The sequence below is a fragment of the Leptolyngbya cf. ectocarpi LEGE 11479 genome, assembly GCF_015207065.1.
Lineage (GTDB): Bacteria > Cyanobacteriota > Cyanobacteriia > Phormidesmidales > Phormidesmidaceae > Leptothoe > Leptothoe ectocarpi.
Genome location: NZ_JADEXP010000221.1, coordinates 1 through 10,689, shown reverse-complemented (window position 1 = coordinate 10,689; position 10,689 = coordinate 1). Strand labels below are relative to the sequence as shown.

11 protein-coding genes and 1 pseudogene are annotated in these 10,689 nt (G+C 49.8%); 5 read left to right on the top strand and 7 right to left on the bottom strand.

Going from position 1 to position 10,689, the window contains the following annotated elements:
- Both IQ260_RS20275 and phnE read left to right on the top strand, forming a co-directional pair.
- The coding region (locus IQ260_RS20275) for a PhnD/SsuA/transferrin family substrate-binding protein (protein WP_193994909.1) at nt 1–440 on the top strand (440 nt) is incomplete at its 5' end.
- 38 nt (nt 441–478) lie between these two features.
- A complete protein-coding gene (gene phnE / locus IQ260_RS20270; protein ID WP_193994908.1) occupies nt 479–1,321 on the top strand; it encodes a phosphonate ABC transporter, permease protein PhnE in 843 nt (280 codons plus the stop codon).
- A 14-nt stretch (nt 1,322–1,335) separates the two neighbouring features.
- On the opposite strand, the gene IQ260_RS20265 is transcribed toward phnE, so the two are convergent.
- The 4 genes from IQ260_RS20265 to IQ260_RS20250 all read right to left on the bottom strand — a co-directional run bounded on the left by IQ260_RS20265 (nt 1,336) and on the right by IQ260_RS20250 (nt 4,920).
- Nucleotides 1,336–3,054, bottom strand: coding sequence for a TAXI family TRAP transporter solute-binding subunit (locus IQ260_RS20265; protein WP_193994907.1), 1,719 nt, complete (start codon nt 3,052–3,054; stop codon nt 1,336–1,338).
- 266 nt (nt 3,055–3,320) lie between these two features.
- Nucleotides 3,321–3,578, bottom strand: coding sequence for a hypothetical protein (locus IQ260_RS20260; RefSeq protein WP_193994906.1), 258 nt, complete (start codon nt 3,576–3,578; stop codon nt 3,321–3,323).
- 129 nt (nt 3,579–3,707) lie between these two features.
- Nucleotides 3,708–4,202: a helix-turn-helix domain-containing protein gene (locus tag IQ260_RS20255; protein WP_193994905.1), complete on the bottom strand. Its 495-nt coding sequence runs from the start codon at nt 4,200–4,202 to the stop codon at nt 3,708–3,710.
- 43 nt (nt 4,203–4,245) lie between these two features.
- Nucleotides 4,246–4,920: a Uma2 family endonuclease gene (locus IQ260_RS20250; RefSeq protein WP_193994904.1), complete on the bottom strand. Its 675-nt coding sequence runs from the start codon at nt 4,918–4,920 to the stop codon at nt 4,246–4,248.
- Between the two features lie 138 nt (nt 4,921–5,058).
- Between IQ260_RS20250 and IQ260_RS20245 the strand changes: the two genes are divergently transcribed.
- On the top strand, nt 5,059–5,709 hold the full coding sequence (locus IQ260_RS20245) for a Uma2 family endonuclease (protein WP_193994903.1): 651 nt from the start codon (nt 5,059–5,061) through the stop codon (nt 5,707–5,709).
- Nucleotides 5,710–5,823: 114 nt separating this feature from the next.
- Nucleotides 5,824–6,006: pseudogene (locus IQ260_RS31915) on the top strand (Fic family protein); the annotation flags it as partial.
- Between the two features lie 51 nt (nt 6,007–6,057).
- Here IQ260_RS31915 and IQ260_RS31550 read toward each other — a convergent pair.
- Both IQ260_RS31550 and IQ260_RS20240 read right to left on the bottom strand, forming a co-directional pair.
- Nucleotides 6,058–6,180 carry a PIN domain-containing protein gene (locus tag IQ260_RS31550; RefSeq protein ID WP_265579574.1) on the bottom strand — a complete coding sequence of 41 codons (123 nt, stop codon included), beginning with the start codon at nt 6,178–6,180 and terminating at the stop codon, nt 6,058–6,060.
- Nucleotides 6,181–6,237: 57 nt separating this feature from the next.
- A complete protein-coding gene (locus IQ260_RS20240) occupies nt 6,238–6,483 on the bottom strand; it encodes a hypothetical protein (RefSeq protein WP_193994902.1) in 246 nt (81 codons plus the stop codon).
- 489 nt (nt 6,484–6,972) lie between these two features.
- On the opposite strand from IQ260_RS20240, the gene IQ260_RS20235 reads away from it, so the two are divergent.
- Nucleotides 6,973–7,215: a hypothetical protein gene (locus tag IQ260_RS20235; RefSeq protein WP_193994901.1), complete on the top strand. Its 243-nt coding sequence runs from the start codon at nt 6,973–6,975 to the stop codon at nt 7,213–7,215.
- A gap of 35 nt (nt 7,216–7,250) precedes the next feature.
- On the opposite strand, the gene IQ260_RS20230 is transcribed toward IQ260_RS20235, so the two are convergent.
- Nucleotides 7,251–10,526 (bottom strand): nSTAND1 domain-containing NTPase, encoded by a 3,276-nt coding sequence (locus IQ260_RS20230; RefSeq protein ID WP_193994900.1) that lies wholly within the window; start codon nt 10,524–10,526, stop codon nt 7,251–7,253.
- Nucleotides 10,527–10,689: the final 163 nt, after the last annotated feature.

The following is a 10,689-nucleotide window of genomic DNA, read 5'->3' as shown; positions in this document are numbered from 1 at the left end:
ATCCGGCATCCACCTCCAGCCGTCTTTTCCCTGAACTTACCCTAGCCAATCAAAACCTAAAATCAGGAGAACATTACGAGGCCGTTTTTCTAGGTGCCCACGATGCCGTTGCTCTGGCTGTTCAAAATGGTAATGCCGAAGCTGGCGGACTCAGCCGTCCCATTTTTGAATCTTTAATCGAAAAAGGAACCATCGATCCCGACAAAGTTGCGATCGTTGCCGAGTCAGATCCCATTCCGCAGTATCCCTGGACCATGCGGTCTGACTTAGATCCAGAATTAAAAGAAGAGATTCGCACGGCATTTCTAAGTTTAGAAAACGAGGCGGTGCTAGGCCCCTTCAAAGCAGACGGCTTTGCCGCCATGGAAGACAGCGACTACGACGGTATTCGTAAAGCAGGCGAGATTTTAGAGCTAGACCTGGGAGAGTTTGTCCAGTAGAGGCGCTAGCGATAAAAAATCCTACGACAGATTTTTTTATGGGCAGTCACTCAAGGGGAGACCGGTATTCCCTCTCCCCGCAATCCGCTTTATTCGACAGTATTCTCAAACAGTCTCGGCGTCAGTGGAGACAACAGATTAGCCGAACGCTGCTGCTGTTGGTCTTTATCCTTGTCAGCTGTATAACAGTGGGTCTGTTTAATATAGAACGAATGGTGGAAGGAGTTCCCGCCATTGTTAATCTGCTAGGGGAGATGCTCCCCCCTGATTTTAGTCGCTTCCCCCAGTGGCTTGAGCCGATCCTGGATACCCTGGCCATGAGCGTTGCTGGCACAGCAATGGCCGTTGCTCTCTCACTGCCGCTGTGCTTACTAGCAGCAAGAAACACAGCCCCTCATCCCATGGTGTTTCACATGGCCCGTGCGGTGCTCAATATTACCCGCGCCATTCCTGAACTCATTTTAGGCATGATTCTAGTGGCGGCGGTGGGGTTTGGTAAACTGCCAGGCACATTGGCCCTGGGGCTACATTCTGTGGGCATGGTGGGCAAATTCTTTGCTGAAGCCATCGAACTCAGCGACCAGGCCCCAGTAGAAGCGGCCCGTTCCGTTGGAGCCACAGAACCCCAGGTAATTGTCCATAGCATTTTGCCCCAGGTTTTTCCTCAGATGGCCGATGTTACCTTTTATCGCTGGGAATATAACTTTCGAGCCTCTATGGTGCTAGGAGCTGTGGGTGCAGGGGGGATTGGCTTGGAGATTATCAGTGCTCTGCGTATTTTGAAATATCAGCAGGTATCAGCATTGCTAATTGTGGTGCTGGTGCTCGTCACCCTGGTGGACGGTCTCAGCAGCTACTTACGTAAAGGATTTATCCAATAGCGATCGTCAATCGCTCATAAAATGGATTCTGTTGACAGGGAAGAACTGGCAGCACTCTCTCCTGTAGTCTCCGGGAAATCAATACCCGCCTCCCCCCGATGGTTGTTTTCCTGAAGAGACTTTTTGGTGGTGTTATACACGTCCATAAAGGTGCGAAATGATTCCTGGGAGATGCGATCGCACGCCAAATCATCTAGCACCCGCTGCAGCACTTCCTCCATCTGCTGCAGGCTTTCCGGGTGGGGCAGGCTATCCGCCTGATGAATCACCACCACATCTTGGATGTACTGCGCCGTCGTATGCTGCTGGATGGACTGCTGGTGGTCAGCCTGAGCCTTGATATCCCGCTCAATTTTCTCACAGGCTGTTTTATAGGCTTCATTAAAGGTACGAAACGCTTCTTGGGAAATGTCCTCGTCCACCAGCCGTTTAGCGGCCCGGTCAAAAATCAGATATAGCTTTTTCTGTCGTTCCTCCAGGGTGTGCTCAGCTGCATCATCATCGTCGTCATCCATCACTTTGATCACATCGCTGATGTAGCTTTCGCACAGGCTTTTGCCTCGCTTTTCAGCACGCGATCGCAGCTCCCAAATCCAGGAGGCAATGGGCACAACAATAGATAACAACAACGCCAGAAAATCAAAATTCTTAGTTACAAACGATGATTTTGGCTGTTGCTTATAGGCCGCAATCGCCCCTGGATGTATGGGAATTCCAAAGCTGCTGCTGGGCCGACCGATGTTAGCTACTAGCTGTTTTACCTCCACCGTATCCCGTGAAATAGCATTGGAAATCTCCTGGTGATGCTCCTTTAAAATAGTGGCAATCGCCTGCACCACCCTCCTATTGGCACGCTTACTGGCATACAGCATTTTGTATACCCCCACGGTGGGAATATCCTTGGGGGGCACAATGGGAACGCTGCCGTGGTAAGTTCCCTGGGGAATGGTAGCCGCCTTAAAGGCCGGATGTTTGATCCGCATAGCCGAAACCTGTTCAATCGGCAACAGACGACCCCGATGATACTGCACTAGATCCTGCACAATCCAGTTACCTGGGGCTCTCACCCGAAAAATTGCATCCACCCGATCCGCTTCAAAGGCAACCGCAGCTTCGTCATCATCCACCCCAACAAAGTCAAAGTCCTCAGCTTTGAGATCAAAATGATTGGCCACTTCTAAAAACGACAGAAACTGACCACTCTCTCTTTGTACACCAATCCGTCGTCCGGCTAGATCGCTAAACTGTTCAATGTCAGTTTGGTCCTGCACTATCAGCTGAAACAGATCTCGATACAGGCTGGCCACAGCCTGGGCATTGGCCCCCGGATTAATGTCAGACTGTACCGTGATCAGGTCGGCCTCCCCGGTGTCTAACCGGTTAATGTTATCCACCGAGCCCACGGTTTCTAGCAGGTCCAGGCGAATATTGGGGTGATAGGCCTCCACCACCTGTTTAATAGCTTTACCCAGGATGTAGCTTTCACCACCGGAGCCGCCCACGGCAAAGCTGACGTGGTAAATCGGACGATGGATGATGTTAAAGCTAACGGAGTGCCACAGATTGACGGCGGTAAACCCAAACCACACCGACAGGGCCATCACCAGAAACAGCCGTAGCAAAATCGTTAGCTGATCTAGCGGCTTAAACAGACGCTCATTGAGCAGCTTGAGCAGTCGATCCAGCTGCCGATCAATAAAGTTATGCTTTTCAGAGGTTTCAGGCTCAGACATCGATATCGCTCAAGACCCACGGCCCTATTATGGCCATTGTTACGGAGAATGGCATCTCGCAGGATTTTGGTTGGGATTTTAGGCTGAGGGGAGGTGCGATATCGCACTTCCCCAGCTAAGGACTGGCTCGAAATGAAATACCCGTAGATCGAGTTTCGACTCTGCTCAACTCTCAAAGCTGGAAGGTTGAGCGAAGTCGAAACCGGGTTGATCGGATATATTATTTAGCCGCAGATCTTCTATCTCTCCGAACTGTCTTTTTTCACTTAAACCACCCTCACCTTCTTAGTCAAGATGGCCATCACCTCATTGGGCCGTCCGGTGGAAATAGGCTTACTCCAATCATTAGGTTCAGCATAGTGTTTGTTGTGCAGATCTTTGATCGTCAGCTGCACTCCCGTCAGCGTACCAAACAGCATATGACGAACAATTTCAAACTGTTGCTCAGGCAACTGGTCAGGCAACAACTCTGGAGCAGGAGGAACTGTGGGTGCGGTGGCACCCTGGGTGGGATCGGTCAGCATAGGCTTATTCTCCGAAATAATAGGGGTTGAGATTTTGCGTCAGGAGCATGCCAAGGTCGCCTTAACAGTACGCTTGATCGCATAGATTTATTTTGACCGTCCACCGGTCATTAGTCAAATAAAATATTATTATTCTGTTGGTGGTGCTTGAAACTCGGCCTGTTTGGCGATTAGTTCAAGGAATTTTGTGGTGGAACGATCCGGATCATAAACACCATTTTCCCATTCGCTGACGGTTTGTCGCCGCACCCCTAGCTCTTGAGCAAACTGGGCCTGGGTCAGGCTCATGTGTTTACGCAGGGCTTTAATGGCATCCTGTTGCCACACAACAGCCCCTTCTTTTTGCTGAATGTTATAGACTGCTTTGAATTTACGAAAAGTAACTGTTTGTTGCGCCAGGTCAACAATTTCGATGTGGTAGCCAGCACTGATCCAGGCTTTGGCCTGGAGGGCGCTGTTACTATCACGATTGCTCCACCAGTTTTTTTTACTAAAGGCGGACGCAGGCAATGAGTCTTTGAGCATTGCCTCAATTTTCTCAAATGTAAGCTTAGTATCTTCCTCACCGCATTGTTGCAAATGCTCAAACAGTGGATAGTATTTACTACCAGGCTTGATACTCATTGAAATAGATTGCAGACGTTAGCTGTGATTGTACCCATAGGATCTATAGCTGGTCGGGGTCTTCTCCCAGTTCTCGAAGTCGAGCGGCTAAGCGTTCGGCCTTTTCTTCTGGCGTCAGATAGCGTTTACCTTGGGCGTCAAACCAGCCCAGCAGTTCTTTTTGGATACCGCCTGCGCTGCCTGGATAGCGACCAATGGCTAAACCAACTTCGGGCATCCAGAAGGGTTCGCCCAGCTGTAGCTGGTAGGTATTATTGACCAGTTTGTAGAGTTCAAAGGGCTGATGGCCGTCGCGCTGCCAGTAGTTGGGGTTGTAGATCACGTAGTAGAGCACCCCCAGCCTGCGATAGATTTCTAGTTTTTCGGTATATTCTGCACCGGGTGTCCAGGAAACGACTTCTAAAACCAGAGTGGGAGCAATATCATTTTCTTCCCAAAGCACGTAGCTGCGGCGAGATTGGCCGTTCTTGCGGCGCTCTACTCCCAAACTCAAAAAGCCATCTGGCACCACTGGCACTCGTGGGTGGGCTCCTGTGGTGTGGTAAATGCCCATATCGACGCCGAAGTACCAGTCTTGGCGCTGGGGCCAGATAAAGTTGAGTAAAAACAGCAGAACGTTGGGGATTAGGTTTTGATCCTCATTATCCACTGGAATATCGTCTGAGTCGGGTAGCTCAGTGCTAGGGGGGAGATAGGTTCTCAGGTCGGATTGAACCATGGGGGCGTCCGGGCAGCTTAGCCTCTATGATAGGCGATGCTGGCTTCGACTACGCTCAGCCAGCGGGGCATTAAGTTTTGGCTTGGGGTTCACCGCTTAGAATGGTATAGGTTCTGTCGTTGTATTGGTTACAGGCGTATGGTTAGTACAGCTCCTTTAGTAAAACAGCCGGTGCCGCCGCCTGTGGGTGAGCGGCGGGTGGTGTTGCGATCGCTAACCTGGCAAGGGTACTTAGCGGTGCGACAGTCCCTGAGTCCCGATCGCAGTACGCGTCTGACTTACTCCGAAGGAACGTTAGAAATTACGATGCCGCTTGAGATTCATGGGTTTTCGGCCTGGTTGATTGGTCGATTTATTTACATTTTGGCATCGGAGCTGGGGATGGAAACGAAAACAATGGGGTCTACCACCTTGGATCGAGAGATACTCGATCGTTCGAGCGAGCCGGATGCAGCTTATTACATTCAGAATCAACCGTTAGTGGCAGGACGGAATGTTGATTTGGACCAAGATCCGCCACCGGATTTGATTGTAGAGGTGGATATTACCCACACGGGTATTGATAAGCTACGACTCTATGCGGCGATGGGTGTGCCAGAGTTTTGGCGCTACGATGGAGAGACTTGGCGTCTTTATCAGCTGCAAGATTCTGCCTATGGGGAACTGGAACGAAGTCCAACATTTCCGCAGGTGCCCAAAACAAAACTATATGAGTTTTTGGCGACAGCTCGGGTTAGTGAGATGAGGGCTGACCGAGAGTTGAGGGAGTGGTTGCGATCGCTCACCTAAACCTACTCGTACAGAGCGCCATGAGATGACCTATCAGCCGCCGTTGAATCGTTTCAGAAAGGTACCGTTGGCACCAGCGATCAAGTAAGTGATCAAGTAAGCGATCAAGTTAAAAAGCTATTGGCTGTAATGGATGATCGTTATTGGAGTACCCAGGAACTGATGGAGTGCTTATCATTGTCGCGTAAGACTACGTTTCGTAAGAATTATCTAAATCCTGCTTTGGAGGCAGGTGTGGTGATTATGCAATATCCTGAGAGTCCACGACATCCAAAACAACGGTATAGAAAGTGCTGAAATATACAGTTTCTCAAGCTGAGTGATAGTCTCATTACCCAAACGAATCTGCTAATACCAATCTTCGAGCCGCAGGTCATCTACCCTAGCAAACTCCTTTACATTGTGGGTGACCAAGGTTGCGCCTCGGGATTTAGCTGTACCTGCTATCAAAACAAGCGATACGTACAACATGGTGCAGGGAGATTGCTCTGAGCGATCTCCCTGCGTTAGTGGTCAATCTCTAAATGGCTAGGCTACTCTGACTTTCTTGGTTAGAATTACCATCACCTCATTAGGTCGCCCGGTGGAGATGGGTTTACTCCAGTCGTTGGGTTCGGCATAGTGTTTGCTGTGTAGCTCTTGAACGGTGAGCTGCACGCTGGTGAGGCTACCAAAAATTAGATGGCGTATGTTCTCGAATTGGTAGTCGGGTAGGGTTTCTGAAACAGGTGGAACGATGGGCGCGCCTGCGCCCTGGCTTGGGTCGATATACATTGGCTTTGGTCTCCGAAAATGGACTATACGGTAAGGAAACCAAAGCTCAAGACTTAGCCACCCCGATAAATGTGATGCAAACCGGGGTGGCGATGGGATAAAGTATCCCCATCCTCGGACTGCCTGTATCAGTCGGGGTAGCCAGTGGCTAGGTGTGTCCGCACCTACCACTGGTGCTAAATATTGAGCTTTGTAGTGTGGCCCCGCAGGGCATGAAAAGTACAATACTGCTTGCGATTCCTGTAGTCAAGTTAAAAAAGTTATCTCTGTTGATACTGTGCGCTTTATGTTGGTCGTACCTTGGATCCTGAGTTTAAGCATGAATTTTGGTAATGGTTGGGAGAACATGAGCCAATTCTTCAGGCTCGTCTGAGAGCGGCTGGGAAGCGGGTTAAGGCAAGGGAGGTCACAACAACAGATGCAGCGTAAGGATTTTGAGGCGTTGGTCGCCCGCGTGGCACTTCTAGAACAGTATTACGGGCGTTAGGTTTGCCGGTAGCGCCATGGACCTCTCCCCAGCAGGCAGCAGATTTGCTGAATACTAGCCGTACTCGGATTACGGCTGAGATTAAAAAGGCGGAACATGCTCGGATTCATAAGCTGAAGTATGACCTGGCCTGGAGTGTGCATTATCGGAAGAATGGTGAGCACTGGCAGGTGAATCCAGTGGAGCTGGAGAAGATTATTTTTCTGCCGCCGGATCAGCGGCCTTATATTGAGATACCTGGTTGATGTTGCACATATGCATCTCTTTTGAAGCATGAAGACTATTCCCAGGTTTTCTGCCGTTGTTTTTTGACAAATTCTTCTGCTGCTTCCAAGCTCTTATGCCTATCTGGATATCTTTGATGTAAAATATTAGCTAGCTTGCCACAGTCTCGGTCTTTGCCACTCTCAATTCCAAGGTTGTCGGACAGTGGAGAATTGCAGATATAGGGCGGGTTTTCACCCTCCAGTTGCCTCTTAGTGAGTCCTTTGGTTGTACGCAGATCCGTGCTAAGAAAAATCGTAGAGTTGAAGTCGGCGTTGCGAAGGTTGGCGTCGCTGAGGTTTGCTCCGTTGAAGTTGGCGTCGCTGAGGTTTGCGTAGTTGAGTTTGGCGGAGTGGAGGTCGGCAGAGCGAAGGTCGGCGGAACGGAGGTCGGTTGCATAGAAGTCGGCCCCATAGAAGTCGACGTCACTGAGGTTGGCATAGCGGAGGTTGGCGTAACGGAGTTTGGCGTTGCGAAGGTTGGCGTCGCTGAGGTTTGCTCTGTTGAAGTTGACAGAGCTAAGGTTAGTGTAGCTAAGGTTAGTGTAGCTAAGGTCAGCAGAGCTGAAGTCGGCGTAGCTGAGATTGGCCCAACGGAATTTAGCGTTTCTGAGGTTGTTGGTAGAGCGGAAGTCGGCTACGCTGAGGTTGGTAGAGCGGAAGTCGGCTACGCTGAGGTTTGCTCCGCTGAGGTTGGCGTCGCTGAGGTTGGCCTTATAGAAGTCGACGTCGCTGAGGTTGGTGGAACTGATGTCGGCGTTGCGGAGTCTGGCAGATTTGAGGTTGGCTCCACTGAGGTTGGCTCCGCTGAGGTTAGTGGAGATGAGGTAGACGGAGATGAGGTCGGCGTTACTGAGGTCGGCGTTGCGAAGGTCGGCTCCGCTGAGCTTCGCTCCGCTGAGTTTTGCTCCGCTGAGGTTGGCGGTAACAAGATTTATTCCATCTAATGAGTGATTAGCCTTATTAATCTCTTCAAGTGCTCTCACTAATGGATTTCTAGAAATTTTATTGCTCCGTGCATTATAGTCATTCACCAAATTCCAGGAGGGCTCTAAATAAACGTTAGTCCGAATTTGTAGACCAGCGTAAATTGCTATACCCAATGGAACTAGAACAGCCGTTCCCAAAAACTTTAAACGCCTATTTTTTTGATGTTGCCAGCTTTTGTAAACAAAGCTTTTTCCCAATTGAGATAAGGGAAAAATGTGACTATTCTCTTTTTGAAAACGCAGAGCTTCTGAAAGTTGCCGTCCTTGCAAGAAATAATCTGTGTCATTCTTGCGGGTTCGCCATTCTCCAGCAGCAATTTCAATACGTCGCTGTTGCCGCAACAAATCTCGATTCTTTTCAATCCACTGCCTAAGCAATCGCCAATGGCGAATCAGCGCTTCATGGGCCACATCCACAATTGCCCGGCGTTCTTGTTTTTCACCTTTACCAATGACTTCACTGGTCACCAACAGTCGATTATCTTTACTGGACAACGTATCAATAACTGTCCTAACCCGCTTTGCCGGATGCAACGGTTCAGAAATCAGGTTGTCTAGAAAAACACGACGACGAGTATCTTCGGTCCCCTCCCCCAACTGGGTTAACTGCTGAAAGATATGCTGAACCGTACTTTGCTGATCAGCATCACAGGTATTGTAAATTTCGGTTGCCCGTTTATCCAGGGTGCCATTAATACCTCCAAGCTCTTGATACGTAGAGAGCATAACCGTACTCTCCTGTCGCTGTTGCCAAAGCTCCTTGAGAGTATATTGCAACAGCGGCAAACTCCCAGGCGCACCTTTGATATCAGTAAGGATCTCAGTAACCAGCGCTGGTTCAACCGTTAAGTTAGCCTGCTCAGCCGGTTTACAGATAGCATCTCTCAATTCATCTGTTGTCAGGGGCAACACGCTCATCATATGTTGCTGCACCCGCTGAGCTAACCCGCCGTAGTCCTGCTCCAAACACTTACCAACAAAATCTGCCCGCATCGCAATAATCAGGCAGAGTTTACCTCTGGTTTGCTCCAGTGCACCCATCAAACAGCTAAAAAACTGTTCTCTTTCCTCAGCACTCTCACAGCGGGTAAACACCTCCTCAAACTGGTCAATCACCAAAATAATCCGTGGTGCCGTAGACACCTCCACCAACCGCTGTAATCCAGCAGCTCCCTCTTTCAAAAGCCCAATCGCTTTTCCTAACTCGCCTGCACGATCCAACTGAGATCCATCCTCTGGCACAAAAACAGAGGCTAGATTCTGCATCGGATGGCCATCAGGCCGAGTAATCAGAATCTCCCACTGGTCACTACCCGCAATACGTCGCCCCAGCCGTAGCTGATGAATTAACCCAGCTCGCAATACTGAAGATTTACCATTCCCCGAGGCCCCCACCAATGCCATAAAGTTGGATGTCCTCACCTGGTCCAGCAGTTGCCCGATCAGTTTCTCACGACCAAAAAAGTATTTCGGGTCTTCACCATTACAGTCAAAAAACTCCAACCCCTTATAGGGACAGAAGCCACTGTCTACAGCCCCATCCGTAGCTACCTCGTTGACCGCTTGCCAACTACGGGTCAAATTAATCGCCTCACCAAAGTTGGTACAAACCGGTGTTTGCAATTCACCCTTCAACGCCTGGTTCACATAGTCCACCAGGGCAAAGGTATCAATCCACCGTCCTGGCAACCGCGATGGCTCCAACCCCTCCAGCAATGCCTTAGTCAGCACACTGTACGGACTATTCAAATCCTCCCAAGACGTTTCAAAATCCCGAGACGATGCAATAAAGCACCGATCCCGACTTTCACTATTCCCTGGGTTAGCGGCTCCCACATTGACAATCAAAGACCCACTATGGCAGCAGTCAAGCCAGATAATTTGCTGTTTTACCGGGCTCTTTGACAGCAACCAATGTAACCATCCCAAAGAGATGCCTGAGCTAGGATTATTCGGATTCGTATCACTAGCCGCCAAGTATCCCTTGTCGTACCCGTCTTCACCCTCTTCATCTGGAATGCCATGGCCCGAAAAATAAAACAGTGCCGTTTCTGGAGCCTGTTTACTATCTGGCAAAAAAAGCCGCTTTAGCGCCTGCTTTAGCGTTACCTGAGACACCTTCTGCGTCAATGAAACTGCGGGCCGGTTCGCCTGGTCAATCTGCTCCGGTACTCGCCAAACCCTAAAGTCCCCATCCTGCTCCAAACGCTGTGCTATGGCTTCAGCATCTTTCTCTGGAGCCTTAAGAGGAGGATTGAAATGCTGATAACTATTGATTCCGACGATTAGGGCATCTCGGCTCATAGATGGGGCGTATGGCAAATTTAGTGACAGTGTAGTATTTGTCTGTCCATGCCACAGTACCCGCACAGGTAATTTTCAGGATTTAACCCCATGGCCCAACTAGCCCCCATCCAACTCGAAGAAGGTACTGTCATCTACATCGAAGCCGACGCAATCGTCACCG

Coding starts and splice junctions, on each gene's coding strand:
- IQ260_RS20265 (WP_193994907.1), bottom strand. CDS start 3,054: ATGTCTGAGCCTGAAACCTCTGAAAAGCATAACTTTATTGATCGGCAG.
- IQ260_RS20260 (WP_193994906.1), bottom strand. CDS start 3,578: ATGCTGACCGATCCCACCCAGGGTGCCACCGCACCCACAGTTCCTCCT.
- phnE (WP_193994908.1), top strand. CDS start 479: ATGGGCAGTCACTCAAGGGGAGACCGGTATTCCCTCTCCCCGCAATCC.
- IQ260_RS31550 (WP_265579574.1), bottom strand. CDS start 6,180: ATGTTGTACGTATCGCTTGTTTTGATAGCAGGTACAGCTAAATCCCGA.
- IQ260_RS20245 (WP_193994903.1), top strand. CDS start 5,059: ATGGTTAGTACAGCTCCTTTAGTAAAACAGCCGGTGCCGCCGCCTGTG.
- IQ260_RS20230 (WP_193994900.1), bottom strand. CDS start 10,526: ATGAGCCGAGATGCCCTAATCGTCGGAATCAATAGTTATCAGCATTTC.
- IQ260_RS20250 (WP_193994904.1), bottom strand. CDS start 4,920: ATGGTTCAATCCGACCTGAGAACCTATCTCCCCCCTAGCACTGAGCTA.
- IQ260_RS20240 (WP_193994902.1), bottom strand. CDS start 6,483: ATGTATATCGACCCAAGCCAGGGCGCAGGCGCGCCCATCGTTCCACCT.
- IQ260_RS20255 (WP_193994905.1), bottom strand. CDS start 4,202: ATGAGTATCAAGCCTGGTAGTAAATACTATCCACTGTTTGAGCATTTG.